17 protein-coding genes are annotated in these 21,163 nt (G+C 67.7%); 8 read left to right on the top strand and 9 right to left on the bottom strand.

What is annotated here, in order from left to right; all coding sequences use genetic code 11:
* Window positions 1-157 precede the first annotated feature (157 nt).
* Window positions 158-1,468, bottom strand: a complete 1,311-nt coding sequence (locus LO787_RS18125) for an MFS transporter (RefSeq protein WP_232492386.1) — start codon at window positions 1,466-1,468, stop codon at window positions 158-160.
* A gap of 85 nt (window positions 1,469-1,553) precedes the next feature.
* Window positions 1,554-2,015, bottom strand: a complete 462-nt coding sequence (locus tag LO787_RS18120) for an Lrp/AsnC family transcriptional regulator (protein WP_232492385.1) — start codon at window positions 2,013-2,015, stop codon at window positions 1,554-1,556.
* Between the two features lie 137 nt (window positions 2,016-2,152).
* Here LO787_RS18120 and LO787_RS18115 point away from each other — a divergent pair, with 137 nt between their 5' ends.
* Window positions 2,153-3,202 carry a Leu/Phe/Val dehydrogenase gene (locus LO787_RS18115; protein ID WP_232492384.1) on the top strand — a complete coding sequence of 350 codons (1,050 nt, stop codon included), beginning with the start codon at window positions 2,153-2,155 and terminating at the stop codon, window positions 3,200-3,202.
* A gap of 155 nt (window positions 3,203-3,357) precedes the next feature.
* Here the strand turns inward: LO787_RS18115 and LO787_RS18110 are convergent, their stop codons facing one another.
* The 3 genes from LO787_RS18110 to LO787_RS18100 form a co-directional block, all read right to left on the bottom strand.
* Window positions 3,358-5,148, bottom strand: a complete 1,791-nt coding sequence (locus tag LO787_RS18110; RefSeq protein WP_232492383.1) for an acyl-CoA dehydrogenase C-terminal domain-containing protein — start codon at window positions 5,146-5,148, stop codon at window positions 3,358-3,360.
* A gap of 176 nt (window positions 5,149-5,324) precedes the next feature.
* Window positions 5,325-7,649 (bottom strand): 3-hydroxyacyl-CoA dehydrogenase/enoyl-CoA hydratase family protein, encoded by a 2,325-nt coding sequence (locus LO787_RS18105; RefSeq protein ID WP_232492382.1) that lies wholly within the window; start codon window positions 7,647-7,649, stop codon window positions 5,325-5,327.
* Entirely contained in the window at window positions 7,646-8,782 is a 1,137-nt protein-coding gene (locus LO787_RS18100; protein ID WP_232492381.1) for a thiolase family protein, read from the bottom strand. The genes LO787_RS18105 and LO787_RS18100 overlap by 4 nt, the downstream gene beginning before the upstream one ends.
* A gap of 221 nt (window positions 8,783-9,003) precedes the next feature.
* On the opposite strand from LO787_RS18100, the gene LO787_RS18095 reads away from it, so the two are divergent.
* Genes LO787_RS18095 through LO787_RS18075 form a run of 5 tightly spaced genes read left to right on the top strand, consistent with a single transcriptional unit; the run spans window position 9,004 to window position 13,810 of the window.
* On the top strand, window positions 9,004-9,438 hold the full coding sequence (locus LO787_RS18095; RefSeq protein WP_232492380.1) for a DUF2147 domain-containing protein: 435 nt from the start codon (window positions 9,004-9,006) through the stop codon (window positions 9,436-9,438).
* 53 nt (window positions 9,439-9,491) lie between these two features.
* Complete coding sequence (locus LO787_RS18090) at window positions 9,492-10,790, top strand: OmpP1/FadL family transporter (RefSeq protein ID WP_232492379.1); 1,299 nt, start codon at window positions 9,492-9,494, stop codon at window positions 10,788-10,790.
* Window positions 10,790-12,508, top strand: coding sequence for a long-chain-fatty-acid--CoA ligase (locus LO787_RS18085; RefSeq protein ID WP_232492378.1), 1,719 nt, complete (start codon window positions 10,790-10,792; stop codon window positions 12,506-12,508). Before LO787_RS18090 ends, LO787_RS18085 begins: the two co-directional genes overlap by 1 nt.
* A 29-nt stretch (window positions 12,509-12,537) precedes the next feature.
* The gene (locus LO787_RS18080; RefSeq protein WP_232496364.1) at window positions 12,538-12,924 is read left to right on the top strand and encodes a MerR family transcriptional regulator; all 387 of its coding nucleotides are present in this window, start codon (window positions 12,538-12,540) and stop codon (window positions 12,922-12,924) included.
* Window positions 12,917-13,810 (top strand): acyl-CoA thioesterase, encoded by an 894-nt coding sequence (locus tag LO787_RS18075; protein WP_232492377.1) that lies wholly within the window; start codon window positions 12,917-12,919, stop codon window positions 13,808-13,810. Before LO787_RS18080 ends, LO787_RS18075 begins: the two co-directional genes overlap by 8 nt.
* On the opposite strand, the gene LO787_RS18070 is transcribed toward LO787_RS18075, so the two are convergent.
* Entirely contained in the window at window positions 13,792-14,376 is a 585-nt protein-coding gene (locus LO787_RS18070) for a TetR/AcrR family transcriptional regulator (protein WP_232492376.1), read from the bottom strand. The genes LO787_RS18075 and LO787_RS18070 overlap by 19 nt on opposite strands.
* 148 nt (window positions 14,377-14,524) lie before the next feature.
* Here LO787_RS18070 and LO787_RS18065 point away from each other — a divergent pair, with 148 nt between their 5' ends.
* Together LO787_RS18065 and LO787_RS18060 are read left to right on the top strand one after the other, a co-directional pair.
* Window positions 14,525-16,282 carry an acyl-CoA dehydrogenase gene (locus LO787_RS18065; protein ID WP_232492375.1) on the top strand — a complete coding sequence of 586 codons (1,758 nt, stop codon included), beginning with the start codon at window positions 14,525-14,527 and terminating at the stop codon, window positions 16,280-16,282.
* 142 nt (window positions 16,283-16,424) lie between these two features.
* Window positions 16,425-17,507: an acyltransferase family protein gene (locus LO787_RS18060; protein WP_232492374.1), complete on the top strand. Its 1,083-nt coding sequence runs from the start codon at window positions 16,425-16,427 to the stop codon at window positions 17,505-17,507.
* A gap of 4 nt (window positions 17,508-17,511) precedes the next feature.
* Here LO787_RS18060 and LO787_RS18055 read toward each other — a convergent pair whose 3' ends face one another.
* The 3 genes from LO787_RS18055 to LO787_RS18045 all read right to left on the bottom strand — a co-directional run bounded on the left by LO787_RS18055 (window position 17,512) and on the right by LO787_RS18045 (window position 20,901).
* Window positions 17,512-18,300: a sulfite exporter TauE/SafE family protein gene (locus LO787_RS18055; protein WP_232492373.1), complete on the bottom strand. Its 789-nt coding sequence runs from the start codon at window positions 18,298-18,300 to the stop codon at window positions 17,512-17,514.
* A complete protein-coding gene (locus tag LO787_RS18050) occupies window positions 18,297-19,670 on the bottom strand; it encodes an ATP-grasp domain-containing protein (RefSeq protein WP_232492372.1) in 1,374 nt (457 codons plus the stop codon). The genes LO787_RS18055 and LO787_RS18050 overlap by 4 nt, the downstream gene beginning before the upstream one ends.
* 214 nt (window positions 19,671-19,884) lie before the next feature.
* Complete coding sequence (locus LO787_RS18045) at window positions 19,885-20,901, bottom strand: BON domain-containing protein (RefSeq protein ID WP_232492371.1); 1,017 nt, start codon at window positions 20,899-20,901, stop codon at window positions 19,885-19,887.
* Window positions 20,902-21,163: the final 262 nt, after the last annotated feature.

The raw sequence follows: 21,163 nt of genomic DNA, 5'->3' as shown, positions 1-21,163 counted from the left end.
GGATCGCGCCTTCCTTGCCCAAGACGCGCCCTCTGTGCCCTTCAAACCATACTGCGCCTATTGGTTGCCCTGCGCCATTCCGTCAGAGTTGCATGCGGTGTTGAGCGCAATTCATCACTGCGCTCAGTACTATGCATCGTGGGATATAGTACTTCGGTCAGCGGTCGAGGGGATTATCGCGCCGGGTGTCGGGCAGCATCAGCGCGGCGATCAGGGAGATCACGCAGAAGGCGGTGACGTACCAGTAGAACCCGTGCTCCAGCCCCGCCTGCTTGAAGGCGAGCGCGACGTTCTCCGCCGTGCCGCCGAACACCGCGTTGGCAAGGCCGTAGGCGAGGCCGACGCCCAGCGCGCGGACGTGGATCGGGAACAGCTCCGCTTTGAACAGCCCGCTGACGGACGTGTAGAAACTGCAGATCGTCAGCCCCGCCGCGATCAGCAGGAAGGCGGAGACCGGGCTCTTCGTCACCGCGAGCGCGCTGAACAGCGGCACGGTACATAGCACGCCGAGCGCGGCGAACACCACGATGTTGGTGCGGCGCCCGATCCGGTCGGACAGCAGGCCCATCAGCGGCTGCTGGATCATGAACACGATCAGCACCGCCGTCATCATCAGCGTCGCCGTCTCCTTGCTCATGCCCACGGTCAGGACGAGGAACTTCTGCATGTAGGTCGTGAAGGAATAGAACATCAGGCTGCCGCCCGCCGTCAGCGCGGCGACGATCAGGAAGGCGCGGGTCGAGTGGCGGAACAGCTCGGCCAGGCTTCCGGCTTCCTCGCCCGAGCGGTCGGCGGCGTGCGAGGTCTCGTGCATGTGGTTGCGCAGGAGCACGATCGTCGCGGCGGCAACCGCGCCGATGAGGAAGGCGATGCGCCAGCCCCATTCCTTCATCCCGGCCTCCCCGAACACCTGCTGGAGCAGCAGGATGACGAGGGTGGCGCTCAACTGCCCGCCGATCAGCGTGACGTACTGGAACGAGGACCAGAAACCCCGCCGCTTCGGCCCCGCGACTTCGGAAAGGTAGGTCGCGGCAGTGCCGTACTGGCCGCCGGTGGAGAAGCCCTGCAGCATGCGCCCGACCAGCAGCAGCGCCGGAGCCGCCGCGCCGAGTTGCGCATAAGTCGGCAGCACCGCGATCAGCAGCGCGCCCGCGCCCATCATCAGCACCGAGACCACCATCGCCCGCTGCCGCCCGTGCCGGTCCGCATAGCGCCCGAAGAACCACCCGCCGATCGGCCGCATCAGGAAGCCGACCGCGAAGATGCCGCTGGTCGCCATGACCTGCACCAGCGCGTCGCTCTTGGGGAAGAACTCAGAGGAGAAGTAGAGCGCGGTGAAGGCGTAGACGTAGAAGTCGTACCACTCGATCAGATTGCCCGCCGATCCCGCGACGATAGCGCGCAGGCGCATCGCGTCGGTCAGTTGCGGGGCTTGCGGGGTGGATTGGATCGCCAGGCCGTCGGACATCGTTTCCCTTTCGTCGTCCCGCCGAGGTAAAGACCGGCAGCGGTCCCGGATCAAGTCCGGGACGACGAATGGGTCAGATCGCCCCCTAGATTGGAAGCGCCGTCGTCGCCTTGATCTCGGACAGCGCGACGGTAGAGGTGATTTCCTGCACGCCGGGCAGTTGCGACAGCTTCTCGAAGAAGAACCGCTCGTAGGCGTTGATGTCCTCCGCCACGACGCGGATCATGAAGTCGACCGAGCCGAGCAGCACGTAGCAGTCCAGCACCTCGGGAAATTCGCGGATCTTGGTGCCGAATTCGTCGAGGTTGGCGCGGCCGTGGGCGTTCAGCTTCACCTGCACGAAGACGTGGGCGTTGAGGCCGACCTTGTGCCGGTCGACGATGGCGACGCGGCGCTGGATGAAGCCCTCGCGCTCCAGCCGGTCGATGCGCCGCCAGCAGGGCGAGGCGGAGAGGCCCACCCGTTCCGCGATCTGCGCCGTGGTCTGATTCGCGTCGCGCTGGAGTTCGCGGAGAATTTTTCTCTCATAGGGATCAAGATCGGACATTCCTGCCTGATATCATGCCTTCACGGGTCTCGTCTTGTCGGATTTCGTGATGGAGGACCGAAATGAGGTCAAAATTCCCTCGCCATCGCTGCCACAATGGCGGCGTCTCCCAAGACCCCGCAAATGGAGCCTTAGCGATGGTTAGCCAGACCCGGCGCATGATGCCGCCGATGGAATATGTCCGCCTGTCCGACGAAGCCGCCGGTCTCGACGGTGTCATCGCCATTCACTCCACCGCGCGCGGTCCGGCCGCCGGCGGCTGCCGCCTGTGGACCTATGCCGACCCGGCCGACGCCATGTGCGATGCCTTCCGCCTTGCCGAAGGGATGAGCTACAAGAACGCCATGGCCCGCCTGCCGCTGGGCGGCGGCAAGGCCGTGCTGCGCCGCCCCGAAGGCAACTTCGACCGCCGCGCGCTGTTCGAGGCGTTCGGCCGCGCGGTCGAGAAGCTGGACGGCCGCTACGTCACCGCAGAGGACGTCGGCACCGGCGTTTCCGACATGGAATGCGTCGCCCGCCACACCCGCCACGTCGCCGGACGCACCGCGCTGCCGGGCCTTGCCGGTGGCGACCCCTCGCCCTGGACCGCGCTCGGCGTGTTCGAGGCGATGAAGGCCGCGGTCGAGTTCCGCTACGGCAGCGGCCTTGCGGGCGTGACGGTCGCGGTGCTGGGCGTCGGCAACGTCGGCGCGGGGCTTGCCCGCCTGCTTCACGACGCGGGCGCAAAGCTCGTCGTCGCCGACATCGACCCGCTGCGCTGCGCGCGCCTGTCGGAAGAGACCGGCGCCAAGATCGCCACCATCGACACCATCGCCGCCTTCGAGGCCGAAGTCTTCGCCCCCTGCGCGCTGGGCGGCGCGCTGGACGAGGCGACCGTCTCGCTGCTCAAGGGCAAGGTCGTGTGCGGCGCGGCCAACAACCAGCTGGCCAGCCCCGACATGGCGAACCTGCTGGTCGAGCGGGGCATTTCCTACGCGCCGGACTACGTGGTCAACGCGGGCGGCATCATCAACGTCGCGGCGGAATACCTCGGCGAAAGCGAGAGCGAAGTGCGCGGGCGCGTGATGGACATCGGGCCGCGCACGCTGGAAATCCTCGAAGCCGCGTCGCGCGATGGCCTGCCGCCGTCGGTTATGGCGGACCGCATGGCCGAGGCGCTGATGCGGCCGGAGCAGGTGTTGGCCTGATAGAGGCCCGCCTCTCATTTACATCGTCGTCATTCCCGCGAAGGCGGGAACCCATCTCCTGACTGTGCCTGTTGCACCGGAATCAGATGGGTCCCCGCCTTCGCGGGGATGACAGAGTTTAGAGCGGGGGTGGGCAAGTCCCACCCCTCGCCCCATCAAAACGCCGCGTCCTCCAGCGCCATCATCGAGGCCTTGCCCGCCTTGATGGCAAGGAACGCTGCCGTCGCCTGCGGCAGGATCCGGTCGAAGTAGAACTGCGCGGTCGCCAGCTTGGCCTTGTAGAACCCGGCGTCCTCGCTGCCCTCACCCAACCGGTCCCGCGCGATGAGGGCGGACTTGGCGAAGCAGTAGGCCATCGCCACCAGCCCGGTCAGGCGCAGGTAGTCGGTGGCGGCGGCGCCCGCTTCCTCGGGATCCTTCATGCCCTTCTGCGCGATCGTCGCGGTCGAGAGCTGGAGCGCGCCGAAAGCCTTTTCCAGCGCCTCGATCATAGGCTTGAACTGCGCGTCGCCCTTGTTCGCGTCGACGAACTGCGAGACGGGATGGAAGAAGCTGCGCAGGTAGCGGCCCATGTGCGCGGGCATCTTGCGGCCGACGAGGTCGAGCGCCTGGATGCCGTTGGTGCCTTCATAGATCATGGCGATGCGCGCGTCGCGGGCGTACTGCTCCACGCCGCTTTCGGCGATGTAGCCGTGGCCGCCGTAGACCTGCACCGCGATGTTGGCGCTTTCGTGGCCAAGATCGGTGAACAGCGCCTTCACCACCGGGGTCATCAGCGCGATGAAGTCCTCCGCGCGCTGCTTCACCTCGGGATCGGTGGCGTGCTTCTCCGCATCGAGCGCGCGGCTGACCCAGCCGCCCAGCGCGCGGCACCCTTCGTTGTAGGCGCGCATGGTCATCAGCATCCGGCGCACGTCGGGGTGGACGATGATCGGGTCGGCGGGACCGTTGGGGTTCTTCACGCCCGAGAGCGAACGGCCCTGCAGGCGCTCCTTGGCGTACCACACCGCCGACTGATAGGCGGCTTCACCCACGCCAAGGCCCTGGACGCCCACCGAGACGCGCTCGGTGTTCATCATCTTGAACATGGCCTCCATGCCCTTGTTGGGCTTGCCGACCAGCCAGCCGGTGGAATCGTCGAAGTTGAGCTGGCAGGTGGCCGACGCCTTGAGGCCCATCTTGTGCTCGATGGCGGCGACCGAGACGCCGTTCGACGGACCCGGCGTGCCGTCCTCCTTGGGCAGATACTTCGGCACGAGGAACAGGCTGATGCCCTTCACCCCCGCAGGCGCATCGGGCAGCCGCGCGAGGACGAGGTGGATGATGTTGGGCGTCAGGTCATGCTCGCCCGCCGAGATGAAGATCTTGGCGCCGCTGAGCTTGTACGAACCGTCCTCCTGCGGCACCGCCTTGGTGCGCAACATGCCGAGGTCGGTGCCGCAATGCGGCTCGGTCAGGCACATCGTGCCCGACCATTCGCCCGAAACCATCTTCGGCAGGTAGAACCGCTTCAGGTCGTCGCTGGCATAGGCCTCGATCGCGGTGGTGCCGCCGTGCGTCAGGCCGGGGTAGAGGCTGAACGAGAGGTTGGCCGAGCAGATCATCTCCTCGGTCATCTTGTTCACCGCCTCGGGCAGCCCCTGCCCGCCCCACTCGGCGTCGGACGCCAGCGCGCACCAGCCGCCGTCGCGGAACATCTCGTAGGCTTCCCTGAAGCCCTTCGGCGTGCGGACGACGCCGTTCTCCAGCGTGCAGCCCTCCATGTCGCCGGAGCGGTTGAGCGGCAGCAGCACTTCCTGCGCCACCTTCGCCGCCTCTTCCAGCACCGCGTCGACCAGATCGGGGCTGAACTCCTCCAGCGCCTCCAGATTGCCGAACCCGTCGTCCTGATGGAGTTCGTGGATCACGAACTTCATGTCGCGCAAGGGCGCTTCATAGACCTGCATGTGTCACTCTCCTCGCGGGTTGCGATGTGCCACCTTGCCCCCACCGTTCGTCATTGCGAGCCGAAGGCGAAGCAATCCACGGCGGTTCGCGCCTTCGCTGGATTGCTTCGCGGCTGCGCCACTCGAAATGACGTAGAGGGGGTGGTGGATCACGCTCTCTTCCCGTTGTTCCTGTCTCAATTACGCAGCGGCTTGCCGGTTTCGAGCATGTGCTCCACCCGGGCGATGGAGCGCGGCTCGCGCACCAGCCGCATGAACGTCTCCCGCTCCAGCCTGAGCAGATCCTGCTCGCTGACGGTATCGACGAGGTCCGCCTCGCCGCCCGACAGGACGCCGGCCAGCGCATCGGAGACGACCATGTCGTAATCGGTCGCCTTGCCCTGCTTGCGGAAGCCCTCGGCCGCCATCGACAGCGCGGTGCGGCCGCTCTCGCCCGGAAGGCGGAAGTGCGGCGGCTCGGGCGCCTTGTATCCGTCCACCAGGCTGAGCGCCTTCTGCTTGGCATCGTAGAGCAGGCGGTCGCGGTTCATGGTGATCGCGTCCTCGGCCCGCAGGAACAGCATCTCCTTCGCCTGCGCGGCGGACTTCGACACCAAAGCGGTCGATACCGTCTCGAACACCTTGGCGACCGGGGGCATCGGCCCCTTCGGCATCAGCTTGTTCTTCTGCCAGCGGTCGAGCATCTCGCCGTTGCCGCCCCAGCCCGGGATCAGCCCGACCCCGCATTCGACGAGGCCCATGTACAGCTCGGCATGCGCCTGCACCGCGTCGCAGTGCAGCAGGATCTCGCACCCGCCGCCGACCGCGAGGCCCGCCGGCGCGCCGACCACCGGGAACGGCGCGTACTTGAGCCCCTTGTACGCCATCTGCCCACCGGCGACGAGCTTCTCGATCTCGCTCCACGCGGCGATGTTCACCGCGAAGATGGCAAGGCCGAGATTGGCCCCGGCGGAGAAGCTGTCGGCGTCGTTGTAGACGACCAGCGCCTTGTACTTCGACGCGACGAGGGGGATGGCCTCGACGATGAGCTTCATGACGTCGCCGTCGAGCGCGTTCATCTTGCCGGTGAATTCCAGCGCGACGACACCGTCGCCGATGTCCCACAGCGATGCCGACCCGTTGCGCAGCAGCGGGGAGGACGCCAGCTTCACGTCGGAGAGCCTCAGGACACCCTCAGGGCGCTTCAGGTCCTCGTAGGTTCCGTTCAGTGTCAGGTACTGGCGCACCCCGTTTTCGATCCGGTAGAAGGGCCGATCACCCGCGACCTTGAGGATTTCGGGGACGGGTTTCCCTTCGTTTTCAAGGCGCTGTGCAAGCCAGGCGGCGCCCAGCTTGTCGATCATCTCAAACGGCCCGACCTTCCAGTTGTAGCCGAGCTTCATGGCGTCATCGATCGCCACCACATCGGCCGCAGCGGACGGGACCAGCCCCGCCGCATACGCCAGCGTGCCGCCCAGCACCGCCCATGCGTAGTCGCCGATCGGACCTTTGACCTCCACCAGCTTGCGAAGGTCGCCCCTGCCCGCGCCGCCCGAGGGACCGGCCTCGCGCACGGTCTCGCGATACTCGCCGGACTGCAGGCCGATGGTCTCCTTGCGGCGGCCCATCTCCTTGTTAAGACGGTAGAATCCGCCCTTGCCTTTGCGGCCGGTATAGCCGTCCGCGATCATCTTCTCGATCAGCGGATGGCTGCGCGCGATAGCATGGTAGGGATCATCCTTGGCTAGCGTGGAGGTCAGGCTGGCTTGCAGATGCGGCATGAGGTCGATGCCTACGAGGTCGACGAGCCCGAAGATCCCGGTCTTGGGCACGCCCATCGGCTTGCCCGCCACGGCATCGGCCAGCTCGACGCTCAGCCCCATGTCGAAGGCGGCGTTGAGACCCAGCTGGATCCAGTAAGTGCCTATGCGATTTGCAATAAATCCCGGCGTGTCCTTGGCCTTGACCACCGTCTTGCCCATCGCGACGTCGGCGAACCGCTCCACCTTCGCGGCGACACCGGCATCGGTCTGCGGCCCGGTGACGATCTCCAGCAGCCGCATGTAGCGCGGCGGATTGAAGAAGTGGGTGATGAGGAAGTCGCGCTTGAACGCGTCCGAACGCCCGTCCACCAGCTGCGCCAGCGGGATGGTGGAGGTGTTGGAGGACACCGCCGTACCGTCGCGCTTCACCAGTTCAAGCTTGGCATAGAGGCCCTGCTTGATGTCGAGCCGCTCGATCACCGCCTCGATCACCCAGTCGCATTCCGCAACCTTTTCAAGGTGATCCTCGATGTTACCAGTCTCGACCAGCTTCGCAGCGGACTTGCTCATGAACGGCGCGGGCTCGGTCTTGAGCATCTTCGCAACCGCGCCTTCGGCCACGGCATTGCGGTTCGCAGCGTCCTTGGGAACGATGTCGAGCAGCAGCACCGGCACGCCCGCATTGGCGACCTGCGCGGCGATCCCGGCACCCATGGTGCCCGCGCCGATGACGCAGACTTTCCTGATCGGCTCGCTCATTCCACTGCCTCCAGAACGGTGGCGATGCCCTGCCCGCCGCCGATGCACTGGCTGGCGAGCGCGTACTTGCCGCCCTCCCGCTTGAGCAGCGCCGCCGCCTTGCCGACGATGCGCGCGCCGGTCGCGCCGAGCGGGTGCCCGATGGCGATGGCTCCGCCGTCGATGTTCACCTTGGCGGTGTCGAGGCCGAGATCCTTGATGCAGGCAAGTGCCTGAGACGCAAAGGCTTCGTTCAGTTCCACCACGTCGAGATCACCGGCGGAAATCCCCGCGCGCTGCATCGCCTTCTGGCTGGAGACGATCGGGCCAAGGCCCATGGTTTCCGGCGCGCAGCCGGAGATCGCGACCGACTTGATGCGGGCGAGGATCGGCAGGCCATGAGCGCGTGCATACTCTTCGGTCGTGACCAGCACGGCGCTGGCGCCGTCGGTCAGCGGCGAGGAGGTGCCCGCCGTCACCGAACCCTGCGCATCGAACGCGGGCTTGAGCCCGGCGAGCGCCTCGGCGGTAGTGTCGCCGCGAATCGTGCCGTCCTCGCTGACGGTGCCCGCCTTGGTCTCGATCGGCACGATCTCATCCACCAGCTTGCCCGCTTCGCGCGCGGCGGCGGCCTTCTGCTGGCTGGAAACCGCCAGAGCTTCCTGCTCGGCGCGACCGATCTGGTACTTGGTGGCGACATTCTCCGCCGTCTCGCCCATGCCCATGTACGCGGCGCTCTTCTTCGCCAGCACCGGGTTGGGGAGCGGGTTGAAGCCCATCATCGGCACCCGGCTCATCGACTCGACACCCGCGCAGACGAAGACCTCGCCCGCGCCGATGGCGATCTGGCCCATGGCGGTGTGGATCGCGCTCATCGACGAGCCGCAGAAGCGATTCACCGTCATGCCGCCGACCGACAGCGGCAGGTCCGCGAGGAGCCCGATCAGGCGCGCCACGTTCAGGCCCTGCTCGCCTTCGGGGAAGGCGCAGCCGACGATGATATCCTCGATATCGGCGGGCTCGACGCCGGTCTTCGCGATGAGACCACGGATCACCTGCGCGGCAAGGTCATCGGGGCGGACGCGGGCGAGCGCGCCCTTGTTGGCAAGGTGGAACGGCGAACGGGCATAGCCCGCGATCACGACGCTTTTCATGCATTCTCTCCATGGGCGGACCGGCGCGGCTATTGTGCCGAATCCGTAGCGATCCTCGTTCCTTCGAACGTCTTCCCTTAAGGTGCGAATCTTTCCCTATACGTCAAGCAAATTTTGGGATATGCCGAGTCCATCCGGTTCGGGATCCGGCGTCACCTGCGAAGCGAGGGGCGCGGTTCCAGCATAAACGAACCCGGGCGAGAGAGATGGAGAGGTCGCAAATGCACTTCGTTAAACTTACGACCATGGCGTTGGTTTCCGCCATGAGCGCCGCTTCGCCGGTGCTCGCTGCGGATGCCGGTTCGCTGGTCGGTTCGTGGCGCACGCCCGCCAAGCACGGCGTCGTCGAGATCGAACGCTGCGGCGGCTCGATCTGCGGCAAGCTGATGTCTTCCGAGAACATCCTGAAGAACCCGGAACTCAAGGACATCAACAACAAGGACGCGTCCAAGCGCGACCGCCGCCTCAAGGGCCTCCAGATCCTCGGCGGCTTCAAGGCGGACGGCAATACGTGGTCGGGCGGGTCGATCTACAACCCCGAGGATGGCGGCACCTACAAGGCCACCATCACACCTTCGGGCGCGGACACGCTCAAGCTCAAGGGCTGCATCGTCTGGCCGCTCTGCAAGACGCAGACCTGGACGCGGATCAAGTGAAGACCAGGGTCGTTCAAGAACAAGCGAAAAACAGTCGCTTAGGGAGAGTACCAATGCATTACCGTTCCAGTCGCCTCCTCCTTGCCGGCGCCGCCAGCGCCGTCGCCCTCGCCTGGGGAGGCACCGCGAGCGCACAGGCGTTCTATCTTCAGGAGCAGTCCGTCCGCGGACAGGGCCGCGCCTTTTCGGGCGAAGCGGCTGACACCGGCGTCGAGTCCCTGTGGTGGAACCCCGCCTCGATCGCCGGGATGCAGGGCGGCGAAGCTTCGGTCCGCGCCAGCTTCATCCGTCCGCGCGGCAAGGTGGTGGACAACAACACCGTGATCGTGCGCCCGGCGCAGGCCCCGGCCTCGGTCGGCGGCGATCCGCTCGCAAAGAACCCCATCGACAACGGCGTGCTCCCCTCGGGCGCGATCGCCTATGGCTTCGGCCGCGTGGCGCTTGGCCTGTCCGTAACCGCGCCCTATTCCTTCACTACCGACTACGATGCCGACAGCTGGTCGCGCTACAGCGCCGACAAGACCAAGCTGCGCACCTTCGACATCCAGCCCAGCATCGCGGTGGAAGTCGCCAAGGGCCTCTACATCGGCGGCGCGGCGAACATCGAGCATGTCGACGCCGCGCTCGGCAACTACCTCCCCAACCTCTCGCCGCTGCTGCCGGACGGGCACCAGAACCTCAAGGGCAAGGGATGGGACGTGGGCTGGTCTGCGGGCATGCAGTTCCATGACGGCCCGGTCTCGCTCGGCCTCGCCTACAAGTCGTCGATCAAGCACAAGCTCGACGGCACCGTGACGATCGAGGGGCTGGCCGGTCCGCTCGCCGCGCGCAACGGCACCATCGATGCCACCGCCGAATTCAGCACGCCATGGATGGTCATCGGCAGCGCCCGCGCGAAGATGAGCAAGAGCCTGACCCTCAACGCGCAGGTCGTGCGCATGGGCTGGAGCAAGTTCGACTCGATCGACCTCGGCGCCCCGCTGAACCAGTCGATACCCGAGAACTACCGCAACAGCTGGACCTGGGCGCTCGGCGCCGACTACGAGGTCAACCCGCAGTGGACGGTACGCACCGGCATCCAGCGCGGCATGACGCCCACCCGCAACGGCAACCGCGACGCGCGCGTGCCTGACAGCAACCGCTGGAACGTCTCGGCAGGCACCAGCTATTCGCTGAGCCAGAAGTTCACCATCGACGCGGCGGCCTCCTACATCTGGTTCAAGGACGCGACCATCGACCGCACGACGGCCGCCTATGCCGGGACGCCGGTGCAGACGCCGATCCTGGTCAATGGCGAGTTGCAGGACGCTTCCGCCCTCGTGTTCTCCCTCGGTGCAAGGATGGCCTTCTGATGAATGCTGCGGCGACGATCGGCGGGGTCGCACCCGCCACCGACTCTACCTCACCATCGGGGACGGACGAGATGCCGCCGATCGCGCCGCGTCTTCTGACCGACCTGCTGGACCATGCGGTCGAGGCCCACGGCCAGTGGCCCGCCATCGACTTCATGGGCCGCAAGTGGACTTATGCCGAGATCGGCGCGCTGGTGAAGCGCGCCGCCCGGGGCCTGCAGGATCTCGGCGTCACCAAGGGCACGCGGGTAGGCCTGTGCCTGCCCAACACGCCGTACTACGTCGTCAGCTACTTCGCGGTGCTGCGCATCGGCGCGGTCGTGGTGAACTTCAATCCGCTCTACACCGAGCGCGAGATGGCGCACCAGGTCACGGATTCCGGGTGCGAGGTGATGATCGCCACCGACCTCGCGCTCTGCCTGCCCAAGCTGGAGCCGCTGGTCGGCCGCAGCTCGCTCAAGCGCGTGGTCGTGTGCCCCTTCGCGGACGCCCTGCCCGCGATGAAGCGCCGCGCCTTCCTGCTGTTCAAGCGCAGCGACATCGCGCACGAGCCGCATGACCTGCGCTATGCCCGCTGGGCCAACCTCATCGCGCGCGACGCCGATCCGGACCCGGTGGAGCGTTCGCCCAACGACCTCGCGGTCCTGCAATACACCGGCGGCACCACCGGCACGCCCAAGGGCGCCATGCTGACGCACGCCAACCTTGCCGCGAACTCGGCGCAGATGATCGCGCATGTCGGCCACATGCCCGAGTGCCAGGAGCGCACGCTCGGCGTCCTGCCGCTGTTCCATGTCTTCGCGCTGACGACGGTGCTCAACTACTCGGTCGATACCGCCGCTGAGATGATCCTGCTGCCGCGCTTCGAGATGAAGTCCTTCCTCGCCACCGCCAAGCGCACCAAGCCGACGCAGTTCTTCGGGGTGCCGACGCTCTACACCGCGCTCAACGGCCAGCAGTTGCACGGCGAGTTCGACCAGACCCGCGTCTGCATCTCCGGCGGCGCCCCGCTCCCCCTCGAAGTGCGGCGCGAGTTCGAGCAGCGCACCGGGGTCAACGTGGTGGAAGGCTACGGCCTGTCCGAAGCGAGCCCGATCATCGCCTGCAATCCCCTGGAGGGGCTGGTCAAGGACAACTCCTGCGGCCCGGCCTTCCCAGGCACCGCGCTGGAGATCCGCGATCCCGCCGATCCTACCCGCCTCTGCGCGCCCGGCGAGAAGGGCGAGGTCTGCGCGCGCGGGCCGCAGATCATGAAGGGCTACTGGAACCGGCCCGAGGATACCGAGAAGACCTTCATCTACGGCGCATTGCGTACAGGCGATATTGGCTATCTCGATCAGGACGGCTATCTGTTCCTCGTGGACAGGATCAAGGACGTGATCCTGTGCGGGGGGTACAACGTCTATCCGCGCGTGATCGAGGAAGCGCTCTACGAGCATCCGATGGTCGCCGAAGCGGTCGTGATCGGCGTCCCGGACGCCTATCGCGGGCAGGCCCCCAAGGCGTTCGTGGTGCTGCATGCGGGGGACATCTTGGATCAGGAAACATTGCTGGGCTTCCTGCGCGAGCGGCTGAACAAGATCGAGATTCCCTCTTCGATAGAGTTCCGGGATTCGCTGCCCAAGACGATGGTCGGCAAGCTGTCCAAGAAGGATCTCGTCGCCGAGGAAGCCGCGAAGCGCGCGGCGGCAGCGGGCTCGGGTGGACCGGCCGCTTGAGCGCCGCTCCCGCCCCCGAACTCCCCCAGATGCTCGGCATCCAGGAGGCCGCGACGCTGCTTGGCGTGACGATGCGGACCTTGCGCTTCTACGAGGACAAGGGCCTGATCGCGCCGCAGCGGGCGGGCACCACGCGGATCTATTCGCGGCGGGAGATCGGGCGGATGCAACTGATCCTGCGCGGCAAGCGTCTCGGCTTCTCGATCCGCGAGATCAAGGACTTCCTCGACCTCTACGACGTCGATCCCGAGCATCAGGAACAGGTCCGCGCGCTGAAGGCCAAGGTGGGCGAGCGCATCGCCGACCTGCGCAAGCAGAAGCGCGCCATCGACCAGACGCTCGAGGAACTGCTCTCCATCGAACGGCAGGCCCTCGCATGGCTCGAAGGCTCCCCGCTGAGGCCAATTGATGGCTGACCCCGCTGCCGCCGTCGCCGAACTGCGCGCCCTGCTGGACGTCGAGGAGATCGACACCGACCTGTTCCGTGGCGCCCCCGCCGCCGAAGGGCCGGGCCGCGTGTTCGGCGGGCAGGTGGTGGCGCAGGCCCTCGCCGCAGCCGCGCGGGGCATCAACGAAGGCGACGGGCTGGAGCGTCAGGCGCACTCGCTCCATGCCTACTTCCTGCGCGCCGGCGACACCACGCGCCCGATCATCTACCGCGTCCTGCGCGATTTCGACGGCGGCAGCTTCGCCAATCGCCGCGTCGTCGCCATGCAGGGCGGCAAGCCGATTCTCAACCTCGCCGCCTCGTTCCACCGGCGCGAGGAAGGCTTCGCCCACGCCGCGCCGATGCCGCAGGTGCCTGCGCCCGAACAGTGCCCGGAACTTGCCGCCGCGCTCGCCGCGATCGGGCAGCAGTTCCCGCAGGCGATGATGGAGCGCCTCGCCTCGTTCGAGGTCCGTCCCGGACCGCCCGCGATGAAGGGCGCGATGCAGAGCGGCGAGACGCCGCGCCAGTTCCTGTGGTTCCGCCTTGCCGCGCCGATGGAAAGCGACGATGCGCTGAAACGCGTGATCCTCGCCTACGCCAGCGATTTCGCGCTTGTCTCGACGGCGGTGCTGCCGCATTCGAAGACCTTCTTCACGCCGGGCCTGCAAGTAGCGAGCCTCGACCATGCGGTGTGGTTCCACTCGACCCCGCCGGTGGATGACTGGCTGCTCTACAGCATGGAGAGCCCCTGGGCAGGCCATGCGCGCGGCTTCGCGCGCGGCGCGATCTACGACCGTTCGGGCACCCTCGTCGCCAGTGTCGCGCAGGAAGGCCTCGCCCGCGTGGTCAAGCCTCAGCCCGTGACCGCGTAGACCCGCAGGATCTGCTCCGCGACCTGATCGAGCGTCAGGCGGCCGGGGCGATACCAGTCGCTCGCGGAATTGAGCGTCGTCAGCAGCAGGATGCGGTAGATCGCGGGGTCGACGCCTGCGGGCGGCGGCGCGGCCTCCACCAGATCGACGAACAGCCGCTCGAAGGCGTCGCGGCGCTCCACCAGTTGCGCGCGCACCACTTCGGGCACCGCGCGGAAATCGTGCATCAGCGGCATCGTCAGCGATGCCGGGTCGAGCTGGATCGCCAGCAGCACGCGGCATGCCGTCGCCAGACGCAGCGCCGGATCGTCGATCCCCGTGATGGCGGCGCGGATGCGGTCCTCCGCCGCCTGCAATGCGCGGTCGTGGATGCGCACGAAGAGCGCGTCCTTGCTCTTGATGTAGTGGTAGAGCGAGCCGCCCAGCAGGCCCACGCGCTCGCCGATGTCGCGCATGCTGGTCGCCGCATAGCCGCGCTCGGCGAACAGACCGGCGGCCGCCGCCAGCACTTCCTCCTCGCGCGTGGGGCCTGTCGTTTCCACCCTGTCCGGCTTTCTGGCGCTCATGGCAGCGGCGATGGCGGCGCGCCCGCCGTTCGGCAAGGGATTTCGACGAGGGGCCCGGTCATCACGGCGATGCTCGCTTGATTGTAACGACCGTTTGGTACATTGACACAGCAACGCCCGCAAGCAGCCAGACAAGCCGGAGACGATCATGCCCTCGACCTACCAGCCCCCCGTCGCGACGATGCGCTTCCTGCTGGAGCATGTGCTCGATTTCGATGCGCAGATGGCCGCGCTGCCGGGGCTGGAGGAAGTTACCGCCGAACTCGCCGCCGAAGTGCTGACGATGGCGGGCCGCATGTGCGCCGAACGCCTCGCGCCGCTCAACCTGCCCGGCGATGCGGCGGGGGCGAAGCTGGTGGACGGCAAGGTCATCACCGCGCCCGGCTTTGCGCAGGCCTATGCCGAATATGTCGAGGCTGGCTGGTCGGGCCTTGCGGGCGATCCCGAGTACGGCGGACAGGGCCTGCCGCGCACGGTTCAGATCATGCTGGACGAGATGGTCTCCGCCGCGAACCTCTCGTTCGGGTTGTTCCCCGGCCTCACGCGCGGCGCGGCGGAAGCGCTGGCGGCGCACGGGTCGGAGGAACTCAAGGCGACCTACCTCGGCAAGCTCGTCACCGGCGAGTGGTGCGGCGCGATGGCGCTGACCGAGGCTTCGGCGGGCACCGACCTCGGCCTGCTGCGCACCCGCGCCGACCCGCGCGAGGATGGCAGCTTCGCCGTCACCGGCACCAAGATCTTCATCTCCTCGGGCGATCAGGATTTCGGCAACAACATCGTCCACCTGGTCTTGGCGCGGCTGCCCGATGCCCCGGCGGGCGTGAAGGGCATCAGCCTGTTCCTCGTCCCCAAGTTCCTGCCCGGAGCGGACGGCGCCTTCGATGAGCGCAACGCGATGTCAGTCGGCGCGCTGGAACACAAGATGGGCATCCACGCGCAGCCCACCTGCGTCATGAACTACGACGGCGCGACCGGGTGGCTGGTCGGCGAGGCCGGGCGCGGGCTCAATGCGATGTTCACGATGATGAATGCCGAGCGGCTGTTCGTCGGCATCCAGGGCCTCGGCCTTGCCGACGCGGCGACGCAGGGTGCCGTGACTTACGCGCGCGAGCGCCTGCAGGGCCGCTCCGCCGACGGTCGCCCCGGCCCGGTGCCGATCATCGCCCATGCCGACGTGCGCAAGATGCTGCTCGCCTGCCGCGCCTTCGTGGAGCCTGCCCGCGCGCTCGCCGCATGGACCGCGATCCGCATGGACGTGGCCGACCGTCACCCCGACCCGTCAGTGCGCGCCGCCGCCTCGGCAGACGTCGCGCTGCTGACCCCGGTCATCAAGGCGGCCTTCACCGACTTCGGCTTCGAGACGACGGTGCTGGCGCAGCAGGTCTTCGGCGGCCACGGCTACATCCACGAAGCCGGGATGGAGCAGTTCGTCCGCGACGCGCGCATCACCCAGATCTACGAGGGCACCAACGGCGTGCAGGCGATGGACCTCGTTGCGCGCAAGGTGACGCTGGAAGGCGGCGCGCCGCTGCGCGCCTACATCGCGGGCATCTCCGCCGATCTCGACAAGGCCGATGCCGCCGATCCGCTGGTCATCGGCATGCGCGGTGCGCTGGCGATGCTGGAGGAGGCGAGCGTGACCGTGGCGGCGGGCGCCGGCGACGTCGACCTGCTGGGCGCGGCGGCGACGGAGTACCTCAACCTCTTCGCGCTGGTCTCGCTCGGCTGGATGTGGGTGCGGATCATTGGCGCCGCCCCGGCGCTCGACGATCCGCGCACCCAGCGTACCCATGCCGCCCTCGCCGCCTACTACGCCAGCTACGTGCTGCCGCGCGCGGCGCTCCATGCCGCGCGGATCGCGGCGGGGCCGGAGACGGTCATGGCGCTCGACGAGGAACTGTTCTGACGGTGCAGTCACTTCGTCCCGCCACCGGCGCGCCGTAACGAATAGGCTTGGCATATCCCGCCCGAGGCAACCACTGCGCTCGGCGGGATTTATGCTGACAAGAGCACATACGGAGCACGGATGACCATGGGCGGGACACCGCTTGCCTGAAGCCAGGACTGAGCTGCAAAGCCGACGCTCCGATGCGATCCGCATCGCCCGCGTCATCTGCATCACCGGGATCGTCTACGTCCACGCATGGACGGGTCTTTCGGGCAACCTGCTCGAACTGGCGCGGGGCACGCCGCAGGAGACCTTCCGCTGGATCCTGATGGAAGTGTTCGGGCGCAGCGCGGTGCCGCTGCTCGGCCTGATATCGGGCTGGCTGGTCGCCGGATCGTCACGCACGCGCAACTGGGGGCCGCACGTCGCCCGCAAGGCGCGCACGATCCTGCTGCCGATGGTGCTGTGGAATGCGCTGGCGATCGTCTTCGTCTCGGGCGCCGCTTGGCTGTTCGGCTTGGCCGCACCGACCCCGCAGTCGGTGCGATGGCTGGCGGAGGAGCTGTTCATCGTCACCCGCCCGCCTGACATCAACGTGCAGATGCCGTTCCTGCGCGACCTGTTCCTGTGCATGGTGCTGGCCCCGCTGCTGGTGAGGCTGCCCTCGCGCGTGCTGGTGGTCATCGCGCTGGCGGCGGGGACATGCCACATCCTCGGCCTCGGCCCGCCGGTGATCCTGCGCGCGTCGATCCTGATGTTCTTCACCATCGGCATCATCGCCCGCCGCATCAACCTGGCCGAGCGCGCGGCGGACTGGCCCGCCATGGTCGCGCTGCTGCCCTTCGCGGTGCTGATGCCGCTGCATCTCTACGTCTCCATCGGCGACGCGCGCCCGTTCGACGATGCGTCGACCGCGGCGGTGGACCTCGTCGCCCGCGTCGCTGCGTCGCTGGCGGTGTGGTGGCTGGCGTGGAGGCTCACAGCCACTCCCGCCGCGTCGGTGATGCGGCGGATCGAGCCTTACATGTTCTTCTACTTCTGTGCGCACCTCATCCTGATCTGGCTGTTCGGCCCGCTGGTGGGCAAGCTGACCGGCAAGCTCGGATCGCCGCTCTATCCGGTCTACCTGATCGCGCAGCCGTTCCTTATCCTCGGCGCGGTGGTGGCGATGGCGCAGGGGCTGCTGAGGATTTCCCCGAAGCTGGCCAAGGTACTGAGCGGCGGGCGGCTCGACCCCGCCTGACCGCTCACATCCGCGAGAACAGCGGCGTCGGCGCGAAGGCGAGCGAGATGAGCCCCCAGAACGCCAGCGCCACCATCACGCCGCCGATCCACTGCGTCAGGTCGCGCGAAGGCGCTCGCCGCGTCACCAGCGCACCGACCGGCGCGGCGATGACGCCGCCGATCAGCAGCCCGAGCGCCGCCAGCCCGACCGACTGGAGCCCGAGGCTGCCGATGAACGCCGAGAGCACGGTGACGGTCACGAAGAACTCCGCCGCATTCACGGTGCCGACCGCCATGCGCGGGGTCATGCCCTGCGCGATCAGGCTGCCCGTCGTTACCGGCCCCCACGCCCCGCCGAAAGAATCGAGGAAGCCCGCGACGAAGCCCAGCGGCCCGACGGCGCGCATCCGGCGATAGGCCTGCGCGCGCCGCGCGGCCCTCCAGATGAGGTAGATGCCCACCGCCGCCAGATAGACCAGCAGCACCGGCCGCAGGATCGAGAGGCTGAGGTGCGAGAGCGCCCATACCCCCGCCAGCCCGCCCGCGATGCCGGGGATGACCAGCCGCGCGAACAGCGTCCAGTCGACGTTGCGTTGCAGGGCGTGCGCCACGCCCGAGACGCCGCTGGTGAAGCCCTCCACCATATGCATCACGGAGGACGCGGCGGCAGGCGGCAGGCCGAGCAGGAGCAGCAGCGAGTTGCCGATGACGCCGAAACCCATGCCCACCGCACTGTCGACCAGTTGCGCAAGGAACCCCGCCACGATGAACGGGGCGAGCGCCTGCCAGGGGATCGCGGAAAAGTCGATCATCCGTTGCTCCTGCGGCGGCGCGCAGCCCCGCTGCGGAACCGTCCGGCGGGAGAGGTCAGCAGGAACAGCGCCGGGAAGGTCATCGCCAGCACCGACAGGACGCCGCTCAGCAGCGGCTCCGCACCCGCGAGCCAGGGCAGCACCGCCGCCCAGATCGCCACCGAGAGCACCACCAGCAGCGTGCGCTCCTGCGTCCGGTCGTTGAGGCCCGAGAGATCCACCTTGGCGCGCCCTTCGAAGAGGCTGCGCAGGCCGATCCCGGTCGGGCTGCGGCGGTCCACCAGTGGGCGCGGGAACGCGCCCTGCACCAGACAGCCCGCCCCCGCCGCGACCATGCGCAGGCCGACAGCGCTGGCGAAACCGCGAAATTCGGTGTTGCGATCGAGCAGCGCGCGCAGGCCGGTGCGGCCGCCGAAGACCATGTCGGCCAGCGCCGTGCTTTCCGCCGGGGCGGGCTTGCGCTCCTGCACGGCGGCCTGCGTGGAGACGACCCATTCGAGGATCGCGGTCGGCACGTCGAGCCCGGTCGCCCGCTCCAGCCCCTGGAAGCCGGGGGCGGAGTTGGCCTCGCAGATGCGGTACCCGTCCTCGTCGAACAGGATGTCGATACCGGTGATGTCGAGTTCCAGCACGTCCGCCGCCTGCACCGCCAGTTCGGCCATTTCGGGCGGCGGGTTGTAGGCGACGCCGACGCCGCCGAGCGAGACGTTGGACTTGAACCCGCCGGTCAGCGAGCGCCGCTCCATCGCCGCGATCACGCGCCCGCCCACCACCAGCACACGCACATCGCGGCCATGGCTGGCGCGCACGTAATGCTGGAGGATGAAGTCGGCCTTGGCCTCCGCGCTTTCGAGCAGCCCGGCCAGATCCTCGAACTGGCTGCGGTCCTCGCACTTGAGGACGCCAGCCCCGCGCGTGCCCTTCAACGTCTTGACGATCACCGGAAAGCCCAGTTCGCGCTCCACCAGATCGACGTCGATGGGGAACGTCCCCAGCATCGTGCGCGGGATCGGCAGCCCCGCGCGGTTGAGCGTCTGGAGCGTGTGCAGCTTGTCCGAAACCGTCTCGATCGTCGCCGGGCCGTTGACGAGGCGCACGCCGCGCCGCTCGAAATGGCGCAGCAGGGCCAGCGTGAAGTAGTCCGTCTCCGCGCCGGTGCGGCAGATCACGAAGTCCGGCTTGTCGATCGGGCGGCCCTGGTACTGCATCGCCCAGTCGCCCACGGTGCCGACCACCAATTCGAAGCGGTGCGGCTGCAGGACGTGCATCTCGATGCCGAGCGCGCCCGCAGCCTCCTGGAAGCGCAGGACTTCCGGAACCTCCGGAATCGACGGGTCGAGTTCATGCTGAAACAGAATCCAGCCGCGCAAAGCGATGTAACCCCCGGAAATGGCCGTGACGTAAGATTGCGACAATGGCCTGCGCGTGTACGCTCGGCCGGGTTCTTCCCGATTAATGCCATCGGCGGGGCATGGTTGCAAACCTATGGCCATCGCCGAGGTTGTCCAGCCCCGGCGCATGGCCGTCACACGAAAAAGGGGAGCCCCGCACGGGGCTCCCCTTCATCAGCGACGGTGCGTCCGGTCAGGAGCTTCCGGTGCCGCCGCTGCCCGTCATGCCGGTCGTCGTCGTGGCGGTGCCAGAGCCAGTGCCCGTCGTCGCGGTATGCGAATAGCCCGGTGTGCCGGTGCCGGCGGTGAGGCCCTCCGTCTGCACGCGCAGGTTGTTCTGGACATGGCGCACGCCGGACACGCCGTCGGTCATGTCCTCGGCCCGGCGCTTCGACTGGCGGCTGTCGACGGTGCCTTCCAACGTCACTTCGCCGTCCTTGACGGTGACGCGCACGTTGCTGGCGTCGACGCGCCAGTCATGGGTCAGCGTGTCGTTCACGTCCTCGCGGATGCGTTCGTCGGAGCGGGTGTAGTCCGAAGGGCCGCGACCGCGATGGTCCTGCTCACGGCGGCGCTGGGCGTCCTCGTTGCCGAACCAGCTCGCGATCTCGTCACCCGCGCGTTCGAGGAAACCACGGCTCTCGCCATATTCGCGCCAGTCGCCGTAATCGCGGCTGCTGCTGCCCCAGCTTCCGGGGCCGTAGCTCGGGCGATAGGTGTCGCTGGAACGCATGCCGCCGGACAGGCCGCCACGGTTGCCCGAGAAGTCGCGACCGCCGTAGTCCTCGCTGGTGAAGCTGGAGAAGTCGTTGCCTGCGCTCGCGTCGAAGTCGCGCGCCGGATACCCTGCGTCGCGGTGGCCGGAGAACTGATAGCCGCGCTCGCCATAGCCGCCACGCGCACCGTAGCCGGGGCGGTTGCTGCCATGGCGATGCTCGCTGCGTCCATCGTCACCGTAGCGGCTGCGCGCCTCGTCACGAATATCGCCGGTATAGCGGCCCTCGAGATCCCGCGAGGCGGAGCGGCGGGCGCGCGCGTCGTCGGTCAGGTAGCCGCTGCGCTCATCGTCACCGGCATCCCAGCCGCCTCCGGCCTGCCGGTTCGAATCCGCCTGCCACTGGTTGGCCTGACGGGGCGAGTCCCACGCGTTCTCGTCGGAACGATAGCCGCCGGTCTGGCGGCTGCCGGCGTTGGGGTCACGTCGATTCATCGGTGCTCTCCTTCGTGTTTCTGATCTGTCACGCCGGGCGGGCGAAGGGCATTTGGGGGCATTGGGCGCGCCCTCTCCCGAGGCGCCATGTCGATGAAACAGCGCTGACCGCTTTTTCGATCCCTCCATCCGACGCGGTTCGTCGGGCATCCGTCGCAATGGCGATTACGCTCTTCAAACCCCGTCGCCCCTGCGCAGGCAGGGGCGACGGGTTGGGAGGCGGACAAACCACCGTTCCCGCTCGAAAAAACGAATGGTGCAC

Origin of the sequence: Novosphingobium kaempferiae, assembly GCF_021227995.1 — a bacterium.
Taxonomy (GTDB): domain Bacteria; phylum Pseudomonadota; class Alphaproteobacteria; order Sphingomonadales; family Sphingomonadaceae; genus Novosphingobium; species Novosphingobium kaempferiae.
Note: the sequence above shows the minus strand (reverse complement) of the source record. Positions and strands in the feature narration are given on the sequence as shown.

Bases quoted from the DNA above. Each gene is read 5' to 3' on its own strand.
- LO787_RS18125 (WP_232492386.1), bottom strand. From the start codon at position 1,468: ATGTCCGACGGCCTGGCGATCCAATCCACCCCGCAAGCCCCGCAACTG.
- LO787_RS18120 (WP_232492385.1), bottom strand. From the start codon at position 2,015: ATGTCCGATCTTGATCCCTATGAGAGAAAAATTCTCCGCGAACTCCAG.
- LO787_RS18115 (WP_232492384.1), top strand. From the start codon at position 2,153: ATGGTTAGCCAGACCCGGCGCATGATGCCGCCGATGGAATATGTCCGC.
- LO787_RS18110 (WP_232492383.1), bottom strand. From the start codon at position 5,148: ATGCAGGTCTATGAAGCGCCCTTGCGCGACATGAAGTTCGTGATCCAC.
- LO787_RS18105 (WP_232492382.1), bottom strand. From the start codon at position 7,649: ATGAGCGAGCCGATCAGGAAAGTCTGCGTCATCGGCGCGGGCACCATG.
- LO787_RS18100 (WP_232492381.1), bottom strand. From the start codon at position 8,782: ATGAAAAGCGTCGTGATCGCGGGCTATGCCCGTTCGCCGTTCCACCTT.
- LO787_RS18095 (WP_232492380.1), top strand. From the start codon at position 9,004: ATGCACTTCGTTAAACTTACGACCATGGCGTTGGTTTCCGCCATGAGC.
- LO787_RS18090 (WP_232492379.1), top strand. From the start codon at position 9,492: ATGCATTACCGTTCCAGTCGCCTCCTCCTTGCCGGCGCCGCCAGCGCC.
- LO787_RS18085 (WP_232492378.1), top strand. From the start codon at position 10,790: ATGAATGCTGCGGCGACGATCGGCGGGGTCGCACCCGCCACCGACTCT.
- LO787_RS18080 (WP_232496364.1), top strand. From the start codon at position 12,538: ATGCTCGGCATCCAGGAGGCCGCGACGCTGCTTGGCGTGACGATGCGG.
- LO787_RS18075 (WP_232492377.1), top strand. From the start codon at position 12,917: ATGGCTGACCCCGCTGCCGCCGTCGCCGAACTGCGCGCCCTGCTGGAC.
- LO787_RS18070 (WP_232492376.1), bottom strand. From the start codon at position 14,376: ATGAGCGCCAGAAAGCCGGACAGGGTGGAAACGACAGGCCCCACGCGC.
- LO787_RS18065 (WP_232492375.1), top strand. From the start codon at position 14,525: ATGCCCTCGACCTACCAGCCCCCCGTCGCGACGATGCGCTTCCTGCTG.
- LO787_RS18055 (WP_232492373.1), bottom strand. From the start codon at position 18,300: ATGATCGACTTTTCCGCGATCCCCTGGCAGGCGCTCGCCCCGTTCATC.
- LO787_RS18045 (WP_232492371.1), bottom strand. From the start codon at position 20,901: ATGAATCGACGTGACCCCAACGCCGGCAGCCGCCAGACCGGCGGCTAT.